Genomic DNA, 24636 nt, shown 5'->3' with positions numbered 1-24636 from the left:
GCGGCGATCACTGATCCCTGGGCGCCGGCGGTGCCGCCGGGGTGCGCACGCCTCTGCGGCGCAGACGTTGCTCCTCGGCATAGGGATCGAGCCATTGGTCCTTGTAGGCCTGGGTGTAATCGTCGGAGGGCAGTATGCGCAGGATGTTCACGTTCCCGTAGTCACGGCGTAGCTCGCGATCTTCGGCGGCGAGCGTCTGGCGGATCGCCGGATCCCGGTCGTACCGCGCGGCATGGGTCAACAGTCCGGCATTGGCCGCGGAGGGCGCCCCGGTACGCCGCGCGCCCGCGTTCCCGCCCAGCGCCGCGATCCCGTCGGCAACCGGGTCCTGATCGGTGCGGTTGCCCCCCCCCGGTACCGGCTCGGGTAGCGCGGCCACGTCCTCGGGCATTTCCAGCGGCTTGCCGGGTATGATCGAGAACTCGTCCGGTCCGTTGCCCTTGTGCCTGATCTTCCTGAGCGACACCTCGTCGTCGCGCGCGCCTCCACAGCCCGCCACGATTACGACAGCCAACAGCGTCAGAACGGTTTTCCGCGGCATCCACATAGCCACACTCCTTGCGCTTTGGGGTGGTTTACCGCATGCGTCCGCCGAGGTCACGAGGGCTTTTTCGTGCCGGGCAGCAACACAATGCCGAAGGCACCCGAGAAGATCGCCAAATCGGCCACATTGAACGCGAACGGGTTGTCGATGCCACAGCACGACATGTTGAGAAAATCCGCCACCGCGCCATATATCAACCGGTCAACGACATTGCCCAGCGCGCCACCCACCAGCACCCCCGCCGCGAACCGCTGCAGCCGCCCGGGGTGCTCGGTATGAACCCACCAAAGCACCGCCGCCACGATCATCAGCGCCACGGCGATAAGCGCCCAGCGCATGACCGCACCGTGATCAGAGAGAATCCCGAAATTGATTCCCGTGTTCCACGCCATGCGCAGGTTGAGAAACGGTGGCCAGACCTCGATCCATCCCAGACTGCGCAGATCGAGCATGTGGACCACGAGGTATTTCGTGGCCTGGTCGAGCAGAAAGACCCAGAAGGCCACCCAGAAAACAGTGCGCATCGGCCCGCCTCAGTGCCGGAAATGGCGCTGACCGGTCAGCACCATCGCCAGCCCCGCCTTGTCCGCCGCCGCGATCACCTCGTCGTCGCGCATCGACCCGCCGGGATGGATGACCGCAGTGGCCCCCGCATCGGCGGCCGTCATCAGCCCGTCGGCGAAGGGAAAGAACGCGTCCGACGCCACTACGCTGCCCTCGGTCAGCGGCACGGGCAATCCCAGCGTCTCGGCCATGTCACGCGCCTTGCGCGCGGCGATGCGGCAACTGTCCACACGGCTCATCTGGCCCGCGCCGACCCCGACCGTGGCGCCATCCTTAACGTAAACGATGGCGTTGGATTTCACATGCTTGGCCACCGTCCAGGCAAATAGCATATCCGACATTTCACGATCCGTCGGCACCCGCTTCGTCACCACCCGCAGATCATCGGCGCTCAGGCGTCCCGCATCCTTGTCCTGCACCAGGTAGCCGCCCGAAACCTGCCTGATCATCCGCCCCGGCGCCGCCGGATCGGCGAGCCCGCCGGTCAGCAAGAGCCTCAGGTTCTTCTTCTTGGCAAAAATACTCATTGCCGCCTCATCGGCCCCGGGTGCAATCACCACTTCGGTGAAAATCCCGGCGATCTCTTCCGCCGTTGCCGCATCAAGCGAATGGTTCAGCGCGATGATACCGCCGAAGGCCGAGGTGCGGTCGCAGTCGAAGGCGCTCTTGTAGGCGTCGAGCAGCGTCGCGCCACGCGCCACGCCACAGGGATTGGCATGTTTGATGATGGCGCAGGCGGGGCCGTCTTCAGGCGCGAATTCGCTGACCAACTCGAAGGCGGCGTCGGTGTCGTTGATGTTGTTGTAGCTCAGCTCCTTGCCCTGCACCTGCCGCGCAGTGGCCACGCCGGGGCGATCGGAGCCGTCGGTGTAGAACGCGGCGCTCTGATGCGGATTCTCGCCATAGCGCAGCACCTGCGCGAGCGTCCCGGCAAAGGCGCGGCGGCGCGGGGCGGGTTCGTCGATGGCCTCGGCCATCCAGGTGCTCACCGCCGCGTCATAGGCCGCCGTGCGCGCGTAGGCGCGCTGCGCCAGCTTGCGGCGGAATTTAGGGCAGGTCGCGCCGCCATGCTGATCCATGTCGCCCAGCACCTTGTCGTAATCCTCGACATCCACCACCACGGTCACATGCGCATGGTTCTTGGCTGCCGCACGAATCATCGCCGGGCCGCCGATGTCTATATTCTCCACGCAGGTATCGTAATCGGCACCCTTGGCCACGGTCTCTTCGAACGGGTAGAGATTGACTACCAGGAGGTCGATTGGCACGATTCCATGCGCCTCCATCGCCGCTACGTGACCCGGGTTGTCACGCAGCGCCAGCAACCCGCCATGCACCATCGGGTGCAGCGTCTTGACGCGCCCATCCATCATCTCGGGAAAGCCGGTCACCTCTGCCACGTCGCGCACCGCGAGCCCAGCTTCGCGCAGGGCGCGCGCGGTGCCACCGGTCGAGACGAGTTCCACGCCACGCTCCGCCAACGCGCGGCCAAGATCGACAAGACCGGTCTTGTCGGAAACGGAGAGAAGGGCGCGGGTCACGGGCGCGAGATCGGTCATCGGTTGTGTGTCCTGTCAAAATGGATGCCGAACGGGAGTCCGGCGGATCACTCCTCAGCCACTGGGTCGAGCGCCTCCTCCGTGACATCGCGGATGCCGACGGGGGTTTCCTGCGCCTTGGCCAGTGACCAGCGGATACGGGTCGCATAGCCCGTCGCGCGACCCGAGAGAATGATCTGCCGTGTCGCACGCGGCTTGAGCCGCGTTTTTTCAAGATAGACGCTCGGGTTCAAGGCCAAAGCGGCCACGCCGTCGCTCCGAAACACCCAGATTTCGCCACTGCGCAGCACCAGCGACACTGCAGCACCGCCCATGTCGAGCGATGCCTCCACGTCCGGGTGCAGGTGAAAGCGGATGTCATACGGCACGCCATGCAGGCGCGTGGCATCGAGCGCGCGGTCGAATCGCGCCTTGTGATCGTCCTCCAGTGCCAGCAGCATGTCCTCGCCCACCAGCGCCCGGCCATCGCCAGACAGGTCGAGTCTGCGGACGTGCATCAGTCCGTGGCTGCGTAGATACCCGTCATGCCCGCCCTCGAAGCGCACCCCGTCGGGCGCGCGCGACATCTGCACCGGCACGTCGCGCGGCACTTCTTCCAGCCGTCCGGGATGGCGGCGGTCGCGGCCCAGCCGGGCGCTCGACCCGCCCGCCACCACCAGCGCCGAATGTGACGGTGTCGCGCGCCCCGCGCGCCGCCACTCGGGGCCGAAACTCGCCCCAGAGCCGCAATTCACGATCAGAGGCCGCCGTCCCGAGGTGAGCTCGAATGCCAGCGTCGAGGCATGCGCCTCGTCGGCGGCAGCCCCCATTGCGGGTGGCGCAGCATCTATAATGACGCTCGTGCGCGCGCGCGCCAGCCGCGCATAACCCATCGCGCGCCCGCTCCGCGCCTGTCCCTTGACCCCGCTTGCCGCCAGTGCCGCGTCGAGCCGCCCGTCGAGGCCTTTTCCGCCGCCGTGGAACCGCGCCAGCCCGCCATCGGCATGGCGCAGCGCACGCAGGCACGGCGCGATCCGCTCCACCGCACGCCAATGCGCGTCCGCCGCAGTGCGCCCGTTCTCGCTCAGCACCAGCGCCGACCATGTCAGCAGCGTGAACACCTCCAGCAACGCCTCGGGATTGCGCCCCGGAATGCCGCCCTCGTCATCGACGCAAGCCGCGCATTCGCGCGCCAGCGCCGCCCGTGCCTCGTCGGCAAGTGGCGCCATCCCCTCGAGCGACACCCCGGCAAAGACCAGCCCGGTGAGCGCCTCGAGACGCTTGAGCCCCGGTGTCGCAGCCTGCCAACGCCACGACAGGAACCGCGCCTGCCGCGCCAGCGCGCGCAGGAACGCCTCGGACTCCTCCGACGACTGCCCGCGCATGAGGAACAGCGCGTGGCTGATCCAGCGGATGAGCCGCCGACCCGCGAGGTCCGGCGTCCACCCCGGCCCGCGCCCGCGCCCGTAGCGCGCGATCCATTCCATGAGCCACGCCTGCGCCTTGGCACGCGCCGCAGCATCCCCCGCCGCCGCGAGATCGTCGAGCCAGCCGAATCCGTGCATCTCGGCGGCGAAATCAGCGTCCGGCGAGACGATGTCCCAGATCATCGTGTCGGGGGCCTCCACGAGATGGCCCGCAAAGACGAAATTCCCCGCGCAAAGCTGCCGCCCCCGCGCGAGGTAGCCGATGCTGCGCGGCTCGGGCTGCGACACGAAGGCGGTCACCGGCTGGCCGCGCCCCGCCCGCCGCGCGGCCAGCCAGTTTCTCAGGCGCGCCCAGCGCGCGGACAGGGATTCGGAATGCGACATGTGCCTCTGCACGCTTCTTGCGGCGCTCGTGGCAGCACTATAATGGGGCTGCGCGCCCAAGTCACCGGCGGAATGCGGCTCTGATGATTGACTTTTGCGGTCTTCCCGAAGAGCGAGCGGCCCAGGACTGAACCTGCGCTCTTCGATCAGGTAGGCAGATGGCGCGAGGCAAGGCCGCCATTCACACCGGACTTTCATTTTCCCTTCATCCCCCGCAGACACGAGTGTTATTGTCGCGCTGCCACGAAAGCAGGATTTCCCATGCTAATAGACCACCTGAAGAAGACGGACGACCGCGCGCTAACCAAATGGCACCACTACTTCCAAGTCTATGAACGCGAGATGGGACGTTTCTTGAAACAGCCGATATCCTTTCTGGAAATCGGGATATTCAAGGGCGGCTCCATTCCGATGTGGAAGGACTATTTCCCGGATGGCAGCAGACTCACTTTCATCGACATTGATCCCGCCTGCAAAGCGTTTGAAATTGAAGGGACCAACGTGCGGATCGGCAACCAGGCAGACCCGGAATTTCTGACCTCGCTGGCTGGAGAACTTGGCCCCTTTGATGTCGTGCTGGATGACGGCAGCCACGTCTGCGCTCATCAGATCGCCAGCTTCGAGAGCCTGTGGCAGCATTTGACGAACGGGGGGCTTTACATGGTGGAAGACTGCCACACCAGCTACTGGCCGGGCTTTGGCGGCGGCTACCGGAACGAAGCGAGTTTCATTGAATATTCCAAGAGGCTCATAGATACGATGCACTCTTGGTATACCGACCAGGACGCGTTGTTCCCCTTTCAGGACATGGCCAGAGAGCTCAACTCGGTGCGCTTTTATGATTCCATCGTTGCCATAGAAAAGCTGGAGCAAAAGGAGCCGCCCACGTCACTGGTCTCGAAAAACGGCAACGTCGAAGCCTCTCGCAGGGCGCTCCAGGTCCGGGGACGGACTTCGGTTTTTGCGGGCAAGGATGGGAACTGACGAACCAGTTGGCTCAGCAATAGTGCTATTGCGGGAGGACGCAAGGATCAGCCGTGGTGCAAGCCAAACCATGAGCAGATGGTTTGCCGTTGGCTCCTTTGCATTTCGCGACGAGCTAGCTCCACCTTCACTACCACTCCGCTACCCGCGCCGCAGGCAGGCGATGTAGAAGCCGTCCATGCCGCCGCGCTCTGGCCAGTAGTCCGGGCGCAGGCGCAGCCCACCCTCCTCGGTGATCCATCCCGGCTCGATCCCCGGCAGGTCGAGCGCGGCGCGATCCACAACCAGATCGGCGTGCCGCGCGAGCACCTCGTCCACCTGGCATTCCCCCTCGTCGGGCAGCAGCGAGCAGGTGCAGAAGACCAGCCGCCCGCCAGGCTTCAGGAGCGAAAGCGCGTGATCGAGCATTGCTGCCTGCATCCCGATCAGCTCGCCGATCCCGGCGCCGTCGCGGGCGTGGGGAAGATCGGGGTGCCGCCTTATCGTGCCGGTAGCCGAACAGGGCGCGTCCAGCAGCACCGCGTCATAGCACCCCTCATACGTCAGCGCGTCGGCAACGACGCCGGTCGCACTCAGCCCGGTGCGCGCGAGGTTGTCCGCCACCCGCTCCATTCGCCGCGCCGATATATCGAGCGCCGTCACTGCCGCGCCGCTTGTTGCCAGTTGCAGGGTCTTGCCGCCAGGCGCGGCGCACATGTCGAGTACCGTCTCGCCGGGCTGCGGGGCCAGCACCTTTGCCGCCATCGCCGCCGCGGCATCCTGCACCCACCACGCACCCGCGTCATAGCCCGGCAACGCCGTCACCTGCCCCGCCTCGCGCAGCCGCACCGACCCCGTCGGCAGCACCTCACCGCCCAGCCGCGCGGCCCAGTGTGCGGCATCGCCATTCACCGTCAGGTCGAGCGGTGCGCCCGCCAGATGCGCGCGCTCCATCGCCGCGACCGCGCCCTTGCCCCAGGCCGCCACCAACGGCTCGCGCAGCCAGCCGGGAAGGCGCGGCACGCGCAGGTCACTCCACACGCGCGGGGCTTCGTCCGCCAGCTTGCGCAGCACCGCGTTGACCATGCCTGAAAGGCGCTTGTGCCGGGCGCTCGCCCCCACGATGGCCACCGCCTCGCTCACCACACCGTGCGCCTCGCCGCCCTGCGCCAGTTCGCTCACCGCCTGCCGCAATACATTGCGCACAGGCAAGGGCGGGGGTTTTCGGGTGTGTCGCGCAATCAGCCGGTCGGCGCGTTCCAGCCCCCGAAACGTCTCCATTGCCAGCCGCTGCGCGCGCGCCCGGTCAGCGGCTGGCAGCGCGTCGAGCGTGCCCTGCGCCAGTGCCTCGGACATCAGCCGCCCTTCGCCCAGCACCTGGTCGAGCAGGCGCGCGGCCGCGGCGCGGGCAGAGCAGGGGGAGGCAGGCATGGTCAAATCCTTGGCCTTTGGCAGGTGGCGCGATATATCAAGCCCGACCAGGATGGGAAAGGCCGAGCATGAGCACCGACGACAACCCCCGCGATCTGCCGCCCGCCGCCCAGCGCGCGCTTGCCGAAGCCGAGGAACGCCGCCGCAAGGCCGCCGGCGATCCCAACCTGCCACCCGAACTTGGCGGGCGGCGCGAGGGGCTCGAACCTGTGCGCTACGGCGATTGGGAGAAGAAGGGCCTCGCCATCGACTTCTGAGCCCGATTCGGTCTAACGGCTGTACTTGATGAAAGGCGTGAGCCTGCCGATCCGGTCATAAAGCTGCCGCGCCCTCGTGTTGAAATCCTGCGTCAGCCAATAAACCGAGGGACAGTCATCCGCGTCGGCACGCGCATAGACCGCCTCGATCAGCGCCCGTCCCACGCCGCGTCCGCGCGCCTCGGGGGCGGCAAAGAGGTCCTGCAGGTAGCACACCTTCTCAATCCGCCAGTTGTGCGGATGATAAATGAAATGCACCAGCCCTGCCGCGCGCCCGTCCTCGAGCGCGATCAGACCATTCTGGTCTGGATGGTCGGTCGAGGTGAGCCGCGCGAACGTCACATCATAGACAGCATCGGGCAACGTGGTCTCGTAAAAATCGAGATAGGCCCGCCAGAGCGGCACCCAGGCGGGCTTGTCGCCGGTCTCCAGGGGACGGATCGTCAGGGACATGGGGCAGCTCCTCGCGCGAGAGCGCCCATCCTGCACCGTCCGCCCGCGTCGCAGCAACGGGAAATGCCGCGACTCTCGGCATTTTTTTGCTCAATGGGTTGTCGTCCGCGACCCGAGCGTGCACGTCACGGGCAGTGTTACCCGCGAAGGGTGACGACAGCGATAACAGACAGGAGACGATCTTGACGTTCAGAACCCGACTTGCCAGCATTCTGGGTGCCACCGCGCTCGCCCTCGCCACGCCGCTTGCTGCGCAACAGACGCCACCGCCGCAGGTTGCCGCCGAAGACGTGACCGACGCGCAGGTCGTGGCCTTTGTCGATGCCATTCTCGCGGTGGAAGAGGTGCGCAAGGATTACGGCCCACGGATTGACGCGGTCGAGGACGAGGCACAGCAGCAGGCGCTCGCCGAGGAAGCCAACACCGCCGCCGCGGCCGCCGTGGAAGGGGTCGAGAACATGGATCTCGACAGCTACGTGGCCATCGCCAATGCCGCGGGCGAGAGCGACGCGCTCAACCAGAGGATCATCGCGCGCATCACCGAGGTTCGCGAGCAGTGATCCCGACTGACCAGGCAGGGCGGCGGATTATTCCGCCGCCACCGCCCTTGGATCGGCAAGTGTGACGATATCCATCATGATGGTGTTGAGTTCGAAATCCTTGGGTGTGTAGACCCGCGCCACCCCCATTTCGCGAAGGCGCGCGGCGTCCTCTTCGGGGATGATACCGCCGACGATCACCGGCACGTGGCCCTGACCAGCGGCGCGCATCCGCTCCATCAGCTCTTCCATCAGCGGCATGTGGCTGCCCGATAGAATCGACAGGCCCACCACGTGCGCCTCGTCCTCGATTGCCGCGGCGACGATCTGCTCGGGCGTGAGGCGAATGCCCTCGTAGCGGATGTCCATACCGCAATCGCGGGCGCGGCAGGCGATCTGCTCGGCCCCGTTCGAATGCCCGTCGAGCCCCGGCTTGCCCATGAGAAACTTCAGCCGCTTGCCCAGCCGCCCAGACACCACGTCCACCGCCTCGCGCAGATCGTCGAGCCCCTCGGTGCGGTTCGACGGGCTGGCCGAGACGCCGGTAGGCCCGCGATATTCGCCATGCACGGCGCGCATCTCGGCGGACCATTCGCCGGTGGTGACGCCCGCCCGCGCGCAGGCGATGGAGGCGGGCATGATGTTGCGCCCCTCCCGCGCCACCGCGCGCAGATCGGCCAGCGCCCGCTCCGCCGCGTCCGCGTCACGCGCCGCGCGCCACGCGTCAAGCCGGGCGATCTGATCGGCCTCGACGCCCGGGTCGACGACCATGATCCCGCCATCCTCGGATTGCAGCGGCGAGGGCTCGCCTTCCTGCCACTTGTTCACGCCCACGACCACGGTCTCGCCCGCCTCGATGCGGCCCAGCCGGTCTGCGTTGCTCTCCACCAGCCGCGATTTCATGTACTCGATGGCCGACACTGCCCCGCCCATGCCGTCGATTCCCGCCAGTTCGTGGCGCGCACCATCCTTGAGCGCCTCCACCTTGGCGTCTACGGCAGGGTTGCCGTCGAACAGGTCGTCGAACTCCAGCAAATCGGTCTCGTAAGCGAGGATCTGCTGCATCCGCATCGACCACTGCTGGTCCCACGGGCGCGGCAGGCCCAATGCCTCGTTCCAGGCGGGCAGTTGCACGGCGCGCGCGCGGGCCTTCTTCGACAGCGTCACCGCCAGCATCTCGATGAGGATGCGGTAGACGTTGTTCTCCGGCTGCTGCTCGGTCAGGCCAAGGCTGTTGACTTGCACGCCATAGCGAAAACGGCGGAATTTCCGGTCCTCGACGCCATAGCGCTCCTGCAAAATTTCATCCCACAGATCGACGAAGGCGCGCATCTTGCACATCTCGGTGACGAAGCGGATACCGGCGTTGACAAAGAAACTGATCCGCCCGGCCAGCACCGGGAAGTCCTCTGCCGGGACGCGCGGTTTCAGCTCGTCGAGCACTGCGGTGGCCGTGGCGAGCGCGAAGGCCAGCTCCTGCTCGGGCGTCGCGCCTGCCTCTTGCAGGTGATAGGAACACACGTTCATCGGGTTCCACTTGGGGATGTGCTTGTAGCAGTACTCGGCCACGTCGCCGATCATTCGCAGCGAGGGCGCGGGCGGGCAGATATAGGTGCCACGGCTGAGATATTCCTTGATGAGGTCGTTCTGCACCGTGCCTTGCAGCTTGGTCGTGTCGACTCCCTGCCGCTCGGCCACGGCGATATAGAGCGACAAGAGCCACGGCGCGGTGGCGTTGATCGTCATCGAGGTGTTCATCTGATCCAGCGGGATCTGGTCGAACAGCGTCTCCATGTCGCCAAGATGACAGACTGGCACGCCCACCTTGCCCACCTCGCCGCGCGCCAGCACATGATCGCTGTCATAGCCCGTCTGGGTAGGCAAGTCGAACGCCACCGAAAGCCCGGTCTGCCCTCGTGCGAGGTTGGACCGGTAGAGCGCGTTCGAAGCCTGCGCCGTCGAATGGCCCGCATAGGTGCGGATGAGCCACGGACGATCGGCCTGGCGATCGGACATGCCGGTCTTCTGGTCCCCTTTGGGGGCTTGCTGCGTCTGCGACATGGGCGGACCTCGGGAATTGGTTGCGCAATTTTCTTACGTTCGGGACGGGGATAAGGCAACAAACAGACGCTGTCAATTCGCTGCAACGCGGCAAGAGCGCGCAAGAGCCGCCTGCTCCGTCACCCTCGGACTCGACGCGCGAACCTCATGGGCAAGACATCGTCCGGTCAAGCCAGATGACGACAATGGGTGCGAACGACACGCACGGGGCATTTACCGAGGCTGCGTTCCCTGCTTATCTGGCCGCATGGCGCAAACGGTTGAAATGCCCCTTTGGGCGCTGATCCTGCTGGTGGCCTTTGCCGCCGTCACCTTCGCAAGCCATTTCCTGTTCCCGTCCGTCCGCTGGTTCTTTCGTCGCCGGATGGAGCGCGCGGTTGCGCGGCTCAACGCGCGGCTGGAACGGCCCATCGAGCCGTTCAAGCTCGCCCGCCGCCATGACATGATTCAGCGGCTCATCTACGACCCGGCGGTGCTGCGCGCAGTGACAGCAGAGGCACAGACGGAGGGCATTCCCGAAGATGTCGCTTTCGAGCGCGCCCGGCGCTACGCCCGCGAGATCGTCCCGAGTTTCAGTGCGAGCCTCTATTTCGGCTTTGCCATCCGCGCGGCGCGGGTGCTGAGCCGGACGCTCTACCGGGTGCGGTTGGGGAATTTCGACGAGAAGCTCAGCGGCATCGACCGAGAGGCGACTGTGGTCTTCGTGATGAACCACCGCTCCAACATGGACTACGTGCTGGTCACGTGGCTGGCTGCCGACCGCTCGGCCCTCAGTTATGCCGTGGGCGAATGGGCACGGGTCTGGCCGCTGTCACGGATGATCCGGGCGATGGGGGCCTATTTCATCCGGCGCCGGTCGCGCGGGGCGCTCTACCGCCGGGTGCTGGCGCGCTATGTCGGGCTGGCGACCGACGGCGGCGTGACCCAGGCGGTGTTCCCCGAGGGCGGGCTGAGCCTCACCGGCGTGTTGCAGCCACCGAAGATGGGCCTGCTCAAATACCTCGTGGAAGAGCGCAGCCCGGACGCACGCGACGTGGTGTTCGTGCCGGTGGCGATCAATTACGACCGGGTGTTCGAGGACCGGCTGCTGGTCGCAGCCGCAGAGAGAGGCGCGCGGCGGTTTCCGGCGCGTATCTCGGTGGTGGCGCGGTTCGTGCTCCGGCAAGTCTGGCTCCGGCTGCGGGGCCGTTATCACCGGCACGGCCACGTCGCCGTCAGCTTCGGCGGGCCGCTGTCGCTTGCGGCTTTCGAGCGCGACAACCCCGGCGCGGGGGTCGAAAAACTGGCCGAGACTCTGATGGCACGGATCGGCGCCGAGGTGCCAGTACTGCCGGTGCCGCTCGTCGCGCGGGCGCTCATCTGCGCGGGTGGCACGCTCGACCGCGCGGCGCTCGACGCGGCCGTGGCCGGAATGCTTGCGCAGGTGCCCCGGGCGATACCTCGTCCGGAAGAGGATGACGAAGACGGCGCGGCGGCGGTGGCGCAGTTCGGCCTGCGCGCGCTGACCGACCGCGGCATCGTTTCGCAGGAGGACGACCAGGTCCAAATCGTGCCCCGAGAGCGCGCGATGGTGCGGTATTATGCGGCCTCTATCGCCCACCTCTTTCGCGAGTGCAGCGAGGATTGACAAGGGCATTCTGCACTCGCAAGGTCATAAAATTACAAAAACACAGTCTGATGCTATTGCAATATTACCTCTCCGACAGTATCCCGTGGTCAGACCGCCGCGATTCTGCATTGCGGCATCCGCGCACAGGAGACAGGTGATGGCCTTGGACACGCATACCGGTATCGCGCCCTACGAGGCGCCTGAGAAGGACCTCTATGAGATCGGCGAAATGCCCCCGCTGGGGCATGTCCCGAAGCAGATGTACGCCTGGGCCATCCGCCGCGAGCGTCACGGCGAGCCGGAAACCTCATTTCAACAGGAGGTGGTCGATACCTGGGAGATCGACAGCCACGAGGTGCTGGTTCTGGTGATGGCGGCGGGCGTCAACTACAACGGTGTCTGGGCCGGGCTAGGTCAGCCAATCAGCCCGTTTGACGGCCACGGGGCCGAGTATCACATCGCGGGATCGGATGCGGCTGGCATCGTCTGGAAGGTCGGCGACAAGGTCAAGCGCTGGAAGGTCGGCGACGAGGTGGTGATCCACTGCAACCAGGACGACGGCGACGATGAGGAGTGCAACGGTGGCGATCCGATGTTCTCGCCCACGCAGCGCATCTGGGGCTACGAGACGCCGGACGGCTCATTCGCTCAGTTCGCGCGGGTGCAGGCGCAACAGCTCATGCCACGCCCCCGCCACCTGACATGGGAGGAGAGCGCGTGCTACACGCTCACCCTTGCCACTGCGTACCGGATGCTGTTCGGCCACGCGCCGCATGACCTGAAACCAGGGCAGAACGTGCTGGTGTGGGGGGCGTCGGGGGGGCTCGGCTCTTACGCGATCCAGTTGGCCAACACGGCGGGCGCCAATGCGATCGGCGTGATCTCTGACGAGAGCAAGCGGCAGTTCGTGATGGACCAGGGAGCCAAGGGCGTCATCAACCGAAAGGAGTTCGATTGCTGGGGTCAACTGCCCAAGGTGAACACGCCGGAATACAACGCCTGGCTCAAGGAAGCGCGGAAATTTGGTAAGGCTATCTGGGACATAACCGGCAAAGGGGTCAGTGTGGACATGGTGTTCGAGCATCCTGGCGAGGCGACCTTTCCGGTGTCGAGCCTGGTGTGCAAGAAGGGCGGCATGGTTGTGATCTGCGCAGGGACGAGCGGGTTCAACTGCACCTTCGACGTGCGCTACATGTGGATGCACCAGAAGCGCCTGCAGGGCAGCCATTTCGCCCATCTCAAGCAGGCGTCGGCAGCCAACAAGCTGATGGTCGAGCGGCGGCTAGACCCTTGTATGTCCGAGGTTTTTCCCTGGGCCGATATCCCGCGGGCGCATACCAAGATGCTGCGCAACGAGCACAAGCCGGGCAACATGGCGGTGCTGGTTCAGGCACCGCGCACCGGGCTGCGGACGGTCGAGGACGTGATCGAGGCCGGGCGCGGCTGAGCCGCCGAACCGGACATGACAAGGCCCGCGGGGAGGTGTCCACCGCGGGCCTTTTTTCATGTCGGTATCACGTCGGTATTCTGTCGGTATTCCGACGGTGCGATTTCAGACCGCGAGGTTGGGGATGATCTGCTTCTTGCGGCTCATCACGCCGGGCAGGACCACCACGTCGCCCGAGACGGTCGCGCCAAAGCTCTTCTCGGCGACGGTCTTGACCAGGTCGTTCGGGACCAGGAGCGTCGCCTCTTCGTTGAGGATGTCCACCACGAACAGGAGCACCTGATCGACGCCATCCTCGGCGGCGACAGCGGTCATGCTGTCCATCAGGCTTGCCTTGCGGTCGAGCACGGTGGCGGGCGCGGTCGTCTCCAGAACGCTCACGCGGAACTTCTTGCCACCCGCCTCGTATTCCTTGGAATCCATCCGCAGCAGCTCGGCATCGGAAAAGGCCGAGACGTCGGATTTGGCCGCGAACATCTCGGCTGCATACTCGGGGATCGAGATGCCGAGATCGGCGGCGAGGCGCTCGGCCACCGCCTTGTCGTGGTCGGTTGTGGTGGGCGAGCGGAATTCGAGCGTGTCCGAGAGGATGCAGGTCAGCGCCGCGCCCTTCATCGCCTCGGGCATTTTCGCGGCGTCATCGCCCATGAGGTCGACCATGATCGTCGCGGTGCAGGCCAGCGGGCGCACCGTGATGTCGATGGGCCCTTTCGTCTCCAGCCCGCCGACCAGCTTGTGGTGGTCGATGATGGCCTGCACGTCGGCGTCGTTGATCGCCTCGGGCAGTTCCGCCGGGTTGTTGGTGTCCACCACGACGCAGGGCTGACCGGCCTCTACGCCCTCGATGATGCGCGGCTTGGGCAGGTTCCAGCGGTCGAGCATGAAGGCGGCCTCGGTGTTGGGCTCGCCGAGGAGGACGGGCTCGGCATCGCCGCCCTGCACCTCGTTGAGATACCACGCCCACAGGATGGGCGAGCCGGTGGAGTCGGTGTCGGGCGATTTGTGGCCGAAGACGAGTGTGGTCATGGGTCTGTCCTGAATGCTGCGGGTGTTTCGCGCGCCTTATAGGGATGTGGGCGCCGGTTGTCACCCATCAATGCTGCACTGCGGCGAAGGTGGCGTGGTCGTCACCCTCGGGCTTGATCCGAGGGTCTCTGGCGGTGGGCGATGCTCGGGTCGGGTACGCTTGGGGAAAAGTGTCAGATGGTGGCCGGGAGCCCTTTCAAGACATTCGGTGCAAGCGACCGATGGTGTGATTGGCGTATACCTGCCGATCATGACCAGGGCTGACGCCGCGTTGCAACTTCTACGACACCGTCATTCGTGGACCCTACCGCATCTTGCGACTGCACAAGGTCACCAGTGCGGAACATTTCCGCCAATGCAACTGGTCTTTCATCTATCCGCCAAGCCTGACCTCTTGTGGGCCACCTCGGAAGCACAGGTGTCCAAAGGGTTCCCTTTCGGCCGTCGCTCTCGCTGAATCTGTCATCGTCTGGCTTTGAAGCAATCAGTCTGAAGCCAGATTACGAAGGCAGGTCGCGAAGCTTGGTGGCTGGATCATGACTGCCGTTTCGCGATGCTTCGGATCGTTTCCGGCCATAACAGCCATTTCCTGACATGCATGTACTTTCGGATCGGCGTTTTCACCACCAGGATAAGAATACCGATTGATAGCAAACACCAGATCGCCGGCACCTCGTTCGGGTTATCGGTCAATAGCATGGCTAGCCGCGGCCCGACCAGGAAGTGATAGAGGGTGAAGCGCCACGAGCCGTAGAGGAACGGCAATATCAGGCCCGTGATCATGTAGGTAGGATACAGGGTGAGGAAATCCGACCAGACGTCTCCGACCAGGAAATTGGTCAACCCGTTGACCGGGATATTCCAGGCGATATGCCAGTTGCCGCGCACCGAGCATAAATCTCGGGCGCAGAGAGCTTCGCCAATCATGCACTGCCCCGCCCATTCGAAGGGGTAGAGCTGCAGGATCATTATCAGCGCAGAGACAAAGCACAGCGCATAAACAGGATATTCGATCTTTTTCCGGATGCGGTCGGGTATGAAGTACATTGATATAAGATTGATGAAAAACGGCTGAAAGGTGATATGGAGATAGCCGAGAATGGTGGCGACCTGGTTGGCCGGGAGGCTGCATTGGTCGATAACGGAATAGGTATACGCCTGCAGGAGCTCCATCAGCGAAAAATAGGCCAGCGCCGCATATAGACGCGGACTTTCGCCCTTCCAGGCCGCATATCCGGTTGTTGCGAACCCAGCAACTGCCAGTACTGCCGACGCTTCACCGCTCCAGCACATTTTTGAACCCTTTTGGGGGCCGGTATAAGACAGTCGCGGGTTGCGCGCCACCTCCTGTCACGATTCCCGTTGGTTTCCAGATCACGCGCGAGATAAAATACAATCCACCGTGTTCTACTCTGGCAGGAAAACACCATCTGGAAAACGTCCATGATCCTTTGCAGTTGGCAAAGGAGCGACGACGGCCAAGGACGGTCGCGCCCATCACCGATGAGCGGTGGCTTCGACCTTGCAAACTCCGCTCCCTTGGCACCGCCGCCGGTCATGGCAGCCCAAGCTACACCGGTAGCGACCGGCAGGATGTCCCGCACACCTGCCCCTCGGACTTTCGCCCCAACGACCGGGCGCGCACCAGAGGCAATCCATCCCCCTGCTCACGCCACCGCCTGAACTGCCCCTGTCACCAGCACCGCGCCGCCTGAGACGAGGCCGTAGCCCACAAGCACCAACAGCCCGTCGCGGGCGAACATGCCGGTGGCGAAGACCGCTGTGGCCGAGGCGAGGATCGAGGTGAGGAAGGGCACGAACTCGATCAGCGGCATGAAGAACGAGACGGTGGCGCAGATTGCCAGCGCGGGGATGTTGCCGGGCTTGTCGGCGAGCCATGTCAGCCGTTCGTTTATCAGCGGGTCGATCCACGCGACCGGGCCACGCAGCGCGCGCAGGACGCGGGCGAAGCGCGCGGCGTCGAGCGCGCGATCCAGGAGCACGCGCGGCAGCCAGATCCGATCGTGCCCCAGCAGCATCTGCAACGCCACCAGCCCCACCAGCGCCGACAGGATGCTCGGCACGCCGGGAATCGCCGAGGCGGGCGAGACAAGAACGAGGCTTGGCACAAGCAGCATCGGCGTGAAGGCACGCGGCCCGAGGATGGCCAGCACCTCGCGCACCGACACCGCGCCGTCGCCCGTCTCTGCCTCGATCCGGTCGAGCAGGCGGGTGAGGTTGTCATGCGGGGGCGCGGGGCGTCTGGTCATCGGGTGTCTTTCGCGGCGGATGGCGGTCGGTCGGGAAATAGCCGCTTGCGGGCGGGTTATCCAGCGTCGTGGTTTCGCGTTCTTTTTCTCGAACGAAGGAGTTGACAGGCTTCCTCGCACTCCCTACTTCTGCGCCGTTAGCACTCGAACAGAGTGAGTGCTAATGATCCCCGCCGGGGATCATAAAATAGGGAAACTTTGAGCCAAGGAGCCTCGAAGATGGCATTCAAACCGCTGCATGACCGCGTGCTCGTCCGCCGCGTGGAGAGCGAAGAAAAAACCGCCGGGGGTCTTATCATCCCCGAAACCGCCAAGGAAAAGCCGCAGCAAGGCCAGATCGTCGCCGTTGGCGACGGCGCGCGCAAGGACAATGGCGAACTGATCGAGATGGCCGTCAAGGCCGGTGACACGGTCCTGTTCGGCAAGTGGTCCGGCACCGAGGTCACGGTCGACGGCGAAGAGCTGATGATCATGAAGGAAAGCGACATCCTCGGGATCATCGACGACGACAAGGCCGCCAAGGCCGCCTGAAGGCCGCGCATCGTCTGACCCGGAAACAACGAATAAGCAGGAGTATCCGAACATGGCTGCTAAAGACGTACGATTCGATACCGACGCCCGCAACCGCATGATGCGGGGCGTCAACACCCTGGCCGACGCGGTCAAGGTGACGCTCGGCCCCAAGGGCCGCAACGTGGTGCTGGACAAGAGCTTTGGCTCGCCGCGCATCACCAAGGACGGTGTGTCCGTCGCCAAGGAAATCGAGCTTGAGGACAAGTTCGAGAACATGGGCGCGCAGATGGTCAAGGAAGTGGCCAACCGCACCAATGACGAGGCCGGCGACGGCACCACCACCGCCACCGTGCTGGCACAGGCGATCGTCCGCGAAGGCATCAAGTCCGTGTCCGCGGGCATGAACCCGATGGACCTCAAGCGCGGCATCGATCTCGCGACCAAGAAGGTCGTCGAGCACATCAAGGCGGCGGCGCGCAAGGTCGAGAATTCCGAGGAAGTCGCGCAGGTCGGCACCGTGTCTGCCAACGGCGAGAGCGAGATCGGCCAGATGATCGCAGACGCGATGCAGAAGGTCGGCAACGAGGGCGTCATCACCGTCGAGGAAGCCAAGGGTCTCGAGACCGAGACCGAAGTGGTCGAGGGGATGCAGTTCGACCGTGGCTATCTCAGCCCCTATTTCGTCACCAACTCCGACAAGATGATCGCCGAGCTTGATGACTGCCTCATCCTGCTGCACGAGAAGAAGCTGTCGAGCCTCCAGCCGATGGTGCCGCTGCTCGAGCAGGTGATCCAGTCGCAGAAACCGCTGCTCATCATCGCCGAGGACGTCGAGGGCGAGGCGCTCGCCACGCTCGTGGTCAACAAGCTGCGCGGCGGCCTCAAGATCGCGGCCGTCAAGGCGCCGGGCTTTGGCGATCGCCGCAAGGCCATGCTCCAGGACATCGCGATCCTCACGGGCGGCCAGGTGATCTCCGAGGATCTGGGCATGAAGCTCGAATCGGTGACGATGGACATGCTCGGCTCGGCCAAGACGGTGAACATCACCAAGGACGAGACCACCATCGTCGACGGTCACGGCAGCAAGGACGAGATCGAGGCGCGCGTCGCCCAGATCCGCACCCAGATCGAGGACACCACCTCGGATTATGACCGCGAGAAGCTCCAGGAGCGCGTGGCCAAGCTTGCCGGTGGTGTGGCCGTGATCCGCGTCGGCGGCATGACCGAGACCGAGGTGAAGGAGCGCAAGGACCGCGTCGATGACGCGCTCAACGCGACCCGCGCCGCGGTACAGGAAGGTATCGTCGTCGGCGGCGGCGTGTCCCTCGTGCAGGGCGCCAAGGCGCTCGACGGGCTGACCGGGGCCAACACCGATCAGAACGCCGGGATCATGATCGTGCGCAAGGCGCTCGAATCGCCGCTGCGCCAGATCGCCGAGAACGCGGGCGTGGACGGATCGGTTGTCGCGGGCAAGATCCGCGAGAGCGACGATCTCAAGTTCGGCTACAACGCGCAGACCGGCGAATATGGCGACATGTTCAAGTTCGGCGTGATCGACCCGGCCAAGGTGGTTCGCACCGCGCTCGAGGATGCAGCCTCGATCGCTGGCCTGCTGATCACCACCGAGGCGATGGTGGCCGACAAGCCGCAGAAAGAAGGCGCCGGTGGCGGCGGCGGCGGCATGCCCGACATGGGCGGCATGGGCGGCATGATGTAAGTCAGCCCCCGGCCTTTGAAGCCAAGGGAAAGGGTCGCGCAGTGCGCGGCCCTTTTTTTGTTCGGGCCGTGGCGTGTTTGAGTATTTGAGGAAAGATGAAGGGGCCGGGATCAGCCCTCTTCGGCCAGCAGCGCGCGCAGCCCGCTGCGGTAATCGGGGTGAAGGAGGCGCACGCCGAGTTCCTCCTTGATGCGCCGGTTCGAGACGCGTTTCGATTCGGCATAGAACGAACGCGCCATCGGCGTCATCTCGGCCTCGTCAAACGGGATTGCCCCGGGCACCGGCAGGCCCAGCAAGTCGGCGGCGTGGGCGATCACGTCCTCGGGCGGAGCCGGGTCGTCATCGCAGAGATTGTAGACGGCGCCAGGGCGGGGGCGGTCGATGGAGGCTTCGAGCACCTGAGCGATATCGTCGACGTGGATGCGGCTGAACACCTGCCCCGGCTTGACGATCCGCCGGGCGGTGCCTTGCCGCACCTTTTCGAACGGGCCGCGCCCGGGGCCGTAGATACCCGCGAGGCGGAAGATGTGCAGCGGCAGGCCGGGAATGGATTGCCATTCGGCCTCTGCCGCGACGCGCCGCTGCCCGCGGGTGGTGGAGGGGCTGAGCGGCGTGGCCTCGTCCACCCAGCCGCCCTGATGGTCGCCGTAGACGCCGGTGGTCGAGAGGTAGCCCGCCCATTCCAGACCGGGCGCGGCTGCGGCGATGGCATCGCGGTGGCGTGCCAGCACCGGATCGCCCGCCTCGGTCGGGCCTGCGGAACTGAGCAGGTGGGTGGCCTCGCCCAGCGCGCCGGCCACATCGTCGCGGTCCCACAGGAGCGGCGTGACCCCCTCGGCGCGCAGGGTCTCGGCCCTGGCCGGGTCGCGGGTGGTGCCCAAGACGCGCCAACCCCGCGGCAAGAGCCGCCGTGCCAGCGCCCGCGCCGAATAGCCGTGACCAAAGGAGAGAAGCACCTTGCCCATGCCCGGTTCATCGCCCGGCGCGGCGCGATTGGCAAGAGGCGGCGCCCGCTTGCGCCGCGGCCGCAGCGCGCCGGGCGCACGCCCTCCCCTGTCCGCCGGTTCCGGCGACGCGGCCTCTGGACAGCCCCCGGCGGCGGTGGCACGGTTTGATCAAACGTGTAACCCTTGCCGGAGGCAGCCCCATGAAGGACGACAATTTCCTGCGCGAGATGAATGGCCGCCACATGTGGCAGCCGATGGGCCACCCGGGCGACGCGCGAGCCAACCCGCCACGCATCATCAAGAGCGCCGAGGGCGTGCGGCTGACGGATATCGACGGGCATTCGGTGGTCGATGCCGTGGGCGGGCTGTGGTGCGTGAACCTGGGCTATTCCAACGACGCGGTGAAGCAGGCGATCGCCGATCAGCTTTGGCAGTTGCCCTATTACTCGGGCTTTGGCGGCACCACCAACCCGGCCTCGATCGAGGCCGCCTATGCGGTGCGCGAATTCTTTGCCGATGACGGGATGGAGCGGGTGTTCTTCACCTCGGGCGGGTCGGACAGCGTCGACACGGCGCTGCGGCTGGCGCGGCAATATCACCGCCTGCGCGGAGAGCCCACGCGCACCAAGTTCCTCAGCCTCAAGAAGGGCTATCACGGCACCCATTGGGGCGGGGCGAGCGTCAACGGCAACAATCGCTTTCGTATCAATTACGAGCCGTTGCTGCCCGGCTGTTTCCACATCCCCGCGCCCTACACGTATCGCAATCCGTTTGACGAGAGCGACCCGGCGCGGCTGGCCGAGAAGATCGCCGCCGCGATGGTGGACGAGATCGAGTTCCAGGATCCATCGACCATCGCCGCCTTCATCATGGAGCCGATCCTCGGCGCGGGCGGGGTGATCGTGCCGGACGCGTCGTTCATGGGCCGCATGCGCGACATCTGCGACCGCTACGGTATCGTGATGATTTCCGACGAGGTGATCTGCGGCTTCGGGCGCACCGGCGACTGGACCGGCGCGCGGCACTGGGGTGTGCAGCCCGACATGGTGACGATGGCCAAGGGCGTGACGTCGGGCTATTTCCCGGTGGGCGGTGTGCTCGTCTCGGGCGAGGTGGCCGAGGTGTTCGAAGCAGCGGATGCGCGCGGCACGCTGTGGACCGGCTACACCTATTCCGCCCATCCGGTCGGGTCGGCGGCGGTGGTGGCGTGCCTGTCCGAGACGCTGCGTCTGGATACCAAGACCAACGCAGGCCAGCGTGGCACGCAGCTTTACGAGGGCGTGCGGCAACTGGCCGAAAAGCACGACATCATCGGCGATGTGCGCGGCGGGCACGGGCTGTTGACCGGGATCGAGATCGTGTCGGACCGCGCCGCCAAGACACCGATGGACGCCGAGACGATGCAACGCATCCACACCGCCACCTATGAGGCGGGCGCGATGGTGCGGCTGGGCGCGCACAACATCCTGATGTCGCCGCCGCTGGTGATCAGCGAGGCCGAGATCGACGTGATCCTATCGGCGCTCGATGCCGGGCTCTCGGCGGCCTGACGCGGTGAGACATCTTCTGGCAGCGGCCGTGCTCTGGGCCGCCACGGCGCGGGCGGCGCAGGCCCATGCGACCGAGCAGGGCTTTGTGTTGCTGTTGCCCACCGATATCTACATCGCCGCCGGTGGCGCGGTGATGGTGCTGACCGTGGGGCTGCTGGCGTCGCTGCCGGGGCGCGTGGCGGCGGCGGCGTTCCGGCCCGTGACGATGTGGCGCGCGCGGGGCACGGGGCTGGCTGGTCAGGCGGGTCGCGTGCTGGCGGTGCCGCTGCTCGTCTGGCTTGTCTGGCAGGGCTGGGCCGGATCGCGCGACCCGCTGGGCAATCCGCTGACGCTGGCGGTGTGGGTGGTGTTCTGGATGGCACTGGTGAGCGCGCAAGGTGTGGTCGGCGACATCTGGGCGCGGATCAACCCGTGGGCGGGCGCGGCGATGCTGCTGGCGCGGGTCCGCAGACGGGCGCCGCTGCGCTATCCGCGCGCGATGGGTCACTGGCCGGGAGTGATCGGCTTCGTCGGCTTTGCCGGGTTCCTGCTGGCCGACCCCGCGCCCGCCGATCCGGCGCGGCTGGCGCTGGTGGTGGGGGGCTACGCGGTGGCGATGCTGGCCGGCGTGGTGCTGTTCGGGCGGCGCTGGCTGGTGCGCGGCGAGGCGCTGACGCTGTCGATGCGGGCCTATGCGCGGGTGGCCCCCGTGGGGCGACGGGACGGGCGGCGCGCGCTGGGCCTGCCCGGCTGGCGGATCGCACGGGGGCCGCAGCCGGCACCGGGTCACGCCGTGCTGCTGTTGCTGTTGCTGGGCAGCGGCAGTTTCGACGGGCTCAACGAGACCTTCCTGTGGCTCGACCTGCTGGCGATCAACCCGCTGGAATTCCCGGGGCGGTCGGCGGTGATCGGCCCCAACCTCGCCGGGCTCGCGCTGGCCAATGCCGCGCTGCTCGCGGTGTTCGGCGGCGCGCTGTGGCTGGGCGCGCGGCTGGCGGGCATGCGCGAGGGGGTGGCCGCGCTGTTCTGCCGGTTTGCGCCCACGCTCCTGCCGATCGCGCTGGCCTATCACATCGCGCATTACCTGCCGTCGCTGCTGCTTGACGGGCAGTACGTGTGGGCCGGGATCGCCGAGGCGCTGCACCTCGGCGATGTCCACGTCACTGCCGGGTTCATGAGCAGCCCCGGCCCGGTGCGCGCGATCTGGCTGGTGCAGGCGGGAGCCGTGGTGGCGGGCCACGTGACGGCGCTGATGCTGGCGCATGTGATTGCGCTGCGCGCCGGGCAATCGGCGTGGCGGGCCACGCTGGGGCAGGCACCGCTGGCGCTGTTCATGGTGGGCTACACGGTGTTCGGCCTGTGGCTGTTGGCCACGCCGCGCGGTGCCTGAGGCGAAAGAGGCTGGACAGGGGGGGCGGGCTTGCGCATGTTGCGCGCGCGGTGATCCTTGCCGCAAGTGCGAAAGACCGAAGCGGAGACCCGCCCATGACCGTCAAGACCAAAGCCACCACCACGCGGCGCGGCGCAATGCGCGCGCTGACAGGCGGCATCGCCGCGGCGAGCCTGCCGATGTGGGCGCGCTACACCCATGCCCAGAGCGCGGCGCCCATCCGCATCGGGTTCCAGCAGCACCGCACCGGCATCGGCGCGGCCTATGGGCGCTGGTACGGTCGGGCGACCGAGGCGGCGGTCCAGCTCATCAACGAGGGCGGCGGCATCAACGGACGGCCCGTGGAGATCGTCGCCGAGGATGACGGCACCGATCCCAAGCGCGGCGCCGAGGTGGTCGAGAAATTCGCCAATCAGCACAAGGTGGACGTGGGCTTTGGCACGCTGTTTTCCCATGTCGTCATCGGCTCTGCCCCGCGCGCGGGCGAGCTGAAGCTGCCGTATTTCGTGGTCTCGGAGGGTACGCATGTCGCCTCGGGGATGCTCAACCGATACACGCTTCAGCCCGGCATCACGGATGTGAGGAGCCAGGTGATCTCGATGGCGCCCTTTATCACCGACACGCTGGGCAAGAAGGTCACGATGATCTTTCCCGATTACGGGTTCGGCTATGATCACCGCGACGCGCTCGGCCCCGCCATCGAAGCGCAGGGTGGCGAGATACTGGAGCGGATCGCGATTCCGCCGACCGAGACCTCGTTCACCCGCTATTTCCCGCGCATCCCACGCGACACCGAGGTGCTGTATCATGTCATGGTCGGCCCCGGCGTGCTGACCTTCGTCAAGGAGCTGGGCGAGTTCTTTGGCGGGCAGGGACCGGAGCTGTTCGGTTTCATCGACAGCCTCGAAGCGGTGGCGATCGACAGTCCCGGCCTTGAATTCCTGGAGGGCAGTCATTTCTGGGAAGGCATGTGCCGCCACGCGCAGCCCGACGACAGCGAGCACGCGGCGGCCTATCGCGCGGCGGTGGGCGTAGACGACCGCGGCGCGGCGCTGAGCGATGCGCGCGACGTGTCCACCTATGGCCACATGTTCGGCTGCTGGGAGACGCTGCACGTCATCAAGGCGGGGATGGAGGCGGCGGGATACGCTGGCCCGCAGGATCGTGCCGCGCTGATCGAGGCGGTGGAGGCGATGGAAGACATGCCCGAGAGCCTTGCCCATCCGCAGGGGGCCAAGCGTTTCAACGGGCGCACGCACCAGGTATTTGGCCACCAGAACATCAGCCGGGTCGAGGGCGGGCGGCTCATTCGCGTGCATCGCACCTCGATCGAGGATACACTCTATCCCGACATGGTGGATTACACGGCACAGCCATTCTGAGGGAGGGCCGAGCGTGACGGCGGGCATCCTGCGCATGATCGGGGCGCTGGCGCTGGTGGCGCTGGCCGCCTGCGGCGGGCCGCCACCCGCCGCCACGCCGGACGAGGTGTCGCGGCTCGCCGCCGCTATCGCCGCGCTCGGGCCGGAAGTGAACCGCGACGAGGCGCGACGTGCGGCCGAGATATCCTATGCGCACAGCCACCGCCTTGCCCTCGAATACGAGATCACCGACCCGCCGATCATCCACAACACCAAGGTCAACCTCGGCATCAAGCCGCGCGGCCTGTGCTGGCACTGGGCGCATGACATGGAAAAGCGGCTCGCGCAGGAGCGGTTTGCCACGCTCGACCTGCACCGCGCGGTGGCCAACGCCGACAACGCCTTTCGGCTGGAACACTCCACCGCCATCGTGAGCGCGAAGGGCGCGGATTATGACGACGGGATCATCCTCGATCCGTGGCGCAAGGGCGGACGGCTGACATGGATGCCGGTACGCGAGGACGACGCCTATAACTGGGAGCCGCGCAACGAGGTGGTCGCGCGCGCGCTGGAGCGCAAGCACGGGCAGATCGTGACGCTGACCGACGATCAGCGCATCCTGATGGGCGGCGCGGAGTTCGTGCCGGAATGACCGTGGCGCGCCGC

Annotated in this window: 22 protein-coding genes; 11 read left to right on the top strand and 11 right to left on the bottom strand. The window is 66.0% G+C overall.

The window, feature by feature from the left end; translation table 11 throughout:
• Window positions 1–7: 7 nt before the first annotated feature.
• Genes CRJ03_RS15980 through CRJ03_RS15965 form a run of 4 tightly spaced genes read right to left on the bottom strand, consistent with a single transcriptional unit; the run spans window position 8 to window position 4457 of the window.
• The gene (locus CRJ03_RS15980) at window positions 8–547 is read right to left on the bottom strand and encodes a DUF3035 domain-containing protein (protein ID WP_104019865.1); all 540 of its coding nucleotides are present in this window, start codon (window positions 545–547) and stop codon (window positions 8–10) included.
• Window positions 548–597: 50 nt separating this feature from the next.
• On the bottom strand, window positions 598–1068 hold the full coding sequence (gene lspA / locus CRJ03_RS15975) for a signal peptidase II (RefSeq protein ID WP_104019864.1): 471 nt from the start codon (window positions 1066–1068) through the stop codon (window positions 598–600).
• Between the two features lie 9 nt (window positions 1069–1077).
• Complete coding sequence (gene purH, locus CRJ03_RS15970) at window positions 1078–2667, bottom strand: bifunctional phosphoribosylaminoimidazolecarboxamide formyltransferase/IMP cyclohydrolase (protein WP_104019863.1); 1590 nt, start codon at window positions 2665–2667, stop codon at window positions 1078–1080.
• Between the two features lie 47 nt (window positions 2668–2714).
• Window positions 2715–4457 carry a heparinase II/III family protein gene (locus CRJ03_RS15965; RefSeq protein ID WP_104019862.1) on the bottom strand — a complete coding sequence of 581 codons (1743 nt, stop codon included), beginning with the start codon at window positions 4455–4457 and terminating at the stop codon, window positions 2715–2717.
• A gap of 261 nt (window positions 4458–4718) precedes the next feature.
• Between CRJ03_RS15965 and CRJ03_RS15960 the strand changes: the two genes are divergently transcribed.
• Window positions 4719–5441 (top strand): class I SAM-dependent methyltransferase, encoded by a 723-nt coding sequence (locus tag CRJ03_RS15960; RefSeq protein WP_104019861.1) that lies wholly within the window; start codon window positions 4719–4721, stop codon window positions 5439–5441.
• Between the two features lie 141 nt (window positions 5442–5582).
• Here the strand turns inward: CRJ03_RS15960 and CRJ03_RS15955 are convergent, their stop codons facing one another.
• Window positions 5583–6851 carry an RsmB/NOP family class I SAM-dependent RNA methyltransferase gene (locus CRJ03_RS15955; RefSeq protein WP_104019860.1) on the bottom strand — a complete coding sequence of 423 codons (1269 nt, stop codon included), beginning with the start codon at window positions 6849–6851 and terminating at the stop codon, window positions 5583–5585.
• Between the two features lie 68 nt (window positions 6852–6919).
• Between CRJ03_RS15955 and CRJ03_RS15950 the strand changes: the two genes are divergently transcribed.
• Window positions 6920–7108: a DUF1674 domain-containing protein gene (locus tag CRJ03_RS15950; RefSeq protein ID WP_104019859.1), complete on the top strand. Its 189-nt coding sequence runs from the start codon at window positions 6920–6922 to the stop codon at window positions 7106–7108.
• Between the two features lie 12 nt (window positions 7109–7120).
• On the opposite strand, the gene CRJ03_RS15945 is transcribed toward CRJ03_RS15950, so the two are convergent.
• Window positions 7121–7561 (bottom strand): GNAT family N-acetyltransferase, encoded by a 441-nt coding sequence (locus tag CRJ03_RS15945; protein ID WP_104019858.1) that lies wholly within the window; start codon window positions 7559–7561, stop codon window positions 7121–7123.
• Window positions 7562–7743: 182 nt separating this feature from the next.
• Here CRJ03_RS15945 and CRJ03_RS15940 point away from each other — a divergent pair, with 182 nt between their 5' ends.
• Window positions 7744–8121: a DUF4168 domain-containing protein gene (locus CRJ03_RS15940; RefSeq protein ID WP_165375340.1), complete on the top strand. Its 378-nt coding sequence runs from the start codon at window positions 7744–7746 to the stop codon at window positions 8119–8121.
• A gap of 27 nt (window positions 8122–8148) precedes the next feature.
• Here the strand turns inward: CRJ03_RS15940 and CRJ03_RS15935 are convergent, their stop codons facing one another.
• Window positions 8149–10116 (bottom strand): protein meaA, encoded by a 1968-nt coding sequence (locus CRJ03_RS15935; protein ID WP_104019856.1) that lies wholly within the window; start codon window positions 10114–10116, stop codon window positions 8149–8151.
• A gap of 292 nt (window positions 10117–10408) precedes the next feature.
• On the opposite strand from CRJ03_RS15935, the gene CRJ03_RS15930 reads away from it, so the two are divergent.
• Both CRJ03_RS15930 and ccrA read left to right on the top strand, forming a co-directional pair.
• Window positions 10409–11788 carry a 1-acyl-sn-glycerol-3-phosphate acyltransferase gene (locus tag CRJ03_RS15930; RefSeq protein ID WP_104019855.1) on the top strand — a complete coding sequence of 460 codons (1380 nt, stop codon included), beginning with the start codon at window positions 10409–10411 and terminating at the stop codon, window positions 11786–11788.
• Between the two features lie 139 nt (window positions 11789–11927).
• Window positions 11928–13217 (top strand): crotonyl-CoA carboxylase/reductase, encoded by a 1290-nt coding sequence (gene ccrA, locus CRJ03_RS15925; protein ID WP_104019854.1) that lies wholly within the window; start codon window positions 11928–11930, stop codon window positions 13215–13217.
• 105 nt (window positions 13218–13322) lie between these two features.
• On the opposite strand, the gene CRJ03_RS15920 is transcribed toward ccrA, so the two are convergent.
• The 3 genes from CRJ03_RS15920 to CRJ03_RS15910 form a co-directional block, all read right to left on the bottom strand.
• Window positions 13323–14243 carry a manganese-dependent inorganic pyrophosphatase gene (locus CRJ03_RS15920; RefSeq protein WP_104019853.1) on the bottom strand — a complete coding sequence of 307 codons (921 nt, stop codon included), beginning with the start codon at window positions 14241–14243 and terminating at the stop codon, window positions 13323–13325.
• Between the two features lie 534 nt (window positions 14244–14777).
• On the bottom strand, window positions 14778–15587 hold the full coding sequence (locus CRJ03_RS15915; protein WP_240611699.1) for a DUF5765 domain-containing protein: 810 nt from the start codon (window positions 15585–15587) through the stop codon (window positions 14778–14780).
• 323 nt (window positions 15588–15910) lie between these two features.
• The gene (locus tag CRJ03_RS15910) at window positions 15911–16513 is read right to left on the bottom strand and encodes an exopolysaccharide biosynthesis protein (protein ID WP_104019852.1); all 603 of its coding nucleotides are present in this window, start codon (window positions 16511–16513) and stop codon (window positions 15911–15913) included.
• Between the two features lie 219 nt (window positions 16514–16732).
• Between CRJ03_RS15910 and groES the strand changes: the two genes are divergently transcribed.
• A complete protein-coding gene (groES, locus tag CRJ03_RS15905) occupies window positions 16733–17044 on the top strand; it encodes a co-chaperone GroES (RefSeq protein WP_104019851.1) in 312 nt (103 codons plus the stop codon).
• 52 nt (window positions 17045–17096) lie between these two features.
• Entirely contained in the window at window positions 17097–18743 is a 1647-nt protein-coding gene (gene groL / locus CRJ03_RS15900; RefSeq protein ID WP_104019850.1) for a chaperonin GroEL, read from the top strand.
• Window positions 18744–18853: 110 nt separating this feature from the next.
• Here the strand turns inward: groL and CRJ03_RS15895 are convergent, their stop codons facing one another.
• Window positions 18854–19708 (bottom strand): SDR family oxidoreductase, encoded by an 855-nt coding sequence (locus CRJ03_RS15895; RefSeq protein ID WP_104019849.1) that lies wholly within the window; start codon window positions 19706–19708, stop codon window positions 18854–18856.
• Between the two features lie 182 nt (window positions 19709–19890).
• Here CRJ03_RS15895 and CRJ03_RS15890 point away from each other — a divergent pair, with 182 nt between their 5' ends.
• The 4 genes from CRJ03_RS15890 (at window position 19891) to CRJ03_RS15875 (ending at window position 24622) form a co-directional block, all read left to right on the top strand.
• Window positions 19891–21240 carry an aminotransferase class III-fold pyridoxal phosphate-dependent enzyme gene (locus CRJ03_RS15890; RefSeq protein ID WP_104019848.1) on the top strand — a complete coding sequence of 450 codons (1350 nt, stop codon included), beginning with the start codon at window positions 19891–19893 and terminating at the stop codon, window positions 21238–21240.
• A gap of 4 nt (window positions 21241–21244) precedes the next feature.
• Window positions 21245–22609: a hypothetical protein gene (locus CRJ03_RS15885; protein WP_104019932.1), complete on the top strand. Its 1365-nt coding sequence runs from the start codon at window positions 21245–21247 to the stop codon at window positions 22607–22609.
• 95 nt (window positions 22610–22704) lie between these two features.
• Window positions 22705–23991 carry an ABC transporter substrate-binding protein gene (locus tag CRJ03_RS15880; protein WP_104019847.1) on the top strand — a complete coding sequence of 429 codons (1287 nt, stop codon included), beginning with the start codon at window positions 22705–22707 and terminating at the stop codon, window positions 23989–23991.
• Window positions 23992–24025: 34 nt separating this feature from the next.
• On the top strand, window positions 24026–24622 hold the full coding sequence (locus tag CRJ03_RS15875; RefSeq protein ID WP_104019931.1) for a hypothetical protein: 597 nt from the start codon (window positions 24026–24028) through the stop codon (window positions 24620–24622).
• The last annotated feature ends 14 nt before the right edge of the window (window positions 24623–24636 follow it).

The organism is Roseovarius nitratireducens, from assembly GCF_002925845.1.
GTDB lineage: Bacteria > Pseudomonadota > Alphaproteobacteria > Rhodobacterales > Rhodobacteraceae > Roseovarius > Roseovarius nitratireducens.
The sequence above is the reverse complement of the archived record's forward strand: the minus strand, read 5'-3'. Positions and strand labels throughout refer to the sequence as shown.

Coding starts and splice junctions, on each gene's coding strand:
- CRJ03_RS15980 (WP_104019865.1), bottom strand. CDS start 547: ATGTGGATGCCGCGGAAAACCGTTCTGACGCTGTTGGCTGTCGTAATC.
- lspA (WP_104019864.1), bottom strand. CDS start 1,068: ATGCGCACTGTTTTCTGGGTGGCCTTCTGGGTCTTTCTGCTCGACCAG.
- purH (WP_104019863.1), bottom strand. CDS start 2,667: ATGACCGATCTCGCGCCCGTGACCCGCGCCCTTCTCTCCGTTTCCGAC.
- CRJ03_RS15965 (WP_104019862.1), bottom strand. CDS start 4,457: ATGTCGCATTCCGAATCCCTGTCCGCGCGCTGGGCGCGCCTGAGAAAC.
- CRJ03_RS15960 (WP_104019861.1), top strand. CDS start 4,719: ATGCTAATAGACCACCTGAAGAAGACGGACGACCGCGCGCTAACCAAA.
- CRJ03_RS15955 (WP_104019860.1), bottom strand. CDS start 6,851: ATGCCTGCCTCCCCCTGCTCTGCCCGCGCCGCGGCCGCGCGCCTGCTC.
- CRJ03_RS15950 (WP_104019859.1), top strand. CDS start 6,920: ATGAGCACCGACGACAACCCCCGCGATCTGCCGCCCGCCGCCCAGCGC.
- CRJ03_RS15945 (WP_104019858.1), bottom strand. CDS start 7,561: ATGTCCCTGACGATCCGTCCCCTGGAGACCGGCGACAAGCCCGCCTGG.
- CRJ03_RS15935 (WP_104019856.1), bottom strand. CDS start 10,116: ATGTCCGATCGCCAGGCCGATCGTCCGTGGCTCATCCGCACCTATGCG.
- CRJ03_RS15930 (WP_104019855.1), top strand. CDS start 10,409: ATGGCGCAAACGGTTGAAATGCCCCTTTGGGCGCTGATCCTGCTGGTG.
- ccrA (WP_104019854.1), top strand. CDS start 11,928: ATGGCCTTGGACACGCATACCGGTATCGCGCCCTACGAGGCGCCTGAG.
- CRJ03_RS15920 (WP_104019853.1), bottom strand. CDS start 14,243: ATGACCACACTCGTCTTCGGCCACAAATCGCCCGACACCGACTCCACC.
- CRJ03_RS15910 (WP_104019852.1), bottom strand. CDS start 16,513: ATGACCAGACGCCCCGCGCCCCCGCATGACAACCTCACCCGCCTGCTC.
- groES (WP_104019851.1), top strand. CDS start 16,733: ATGGCATTCAAACCGCTGCATGACCGCGTGCTCGTCCGCCGCGTGGAG.
- groL (WP_104019850.1), top strand. CDS start 17,097: ATGGCTGCTAAAGACGTACGATTCGATACCGACGCCCGCAACCGCATG.
- CRJ03_RS15895 (WP_104019849.1), bottom strand. CDS start 19,708: ATGGGCAAGGTGCTTCTCTCCTTTGGTCACGGCTATTCGGCGCGGGCG.
- CRJ03_RS15890 (WP_104019848.1), top strand. CDS start 19,891: ATGAAGGACGACAATTTCCTGCGCGAGATGAATGGCCGCCACATGTGG.
- CRJ03_RS15880 (WP_104019847.1), top strand. CDS start 22,705: ATGACCGTCAAGACCAAAGCCACCACCACGCGGCGCGGCGCAATGCGC.
- CRJ03_RS15875 (WP_104019931.1), top strand. CDS start 24,026: ATGATCGGGGCGCTGGCGCTGGTGGCGCTGGCCGCCTGCGGCGGGCCG.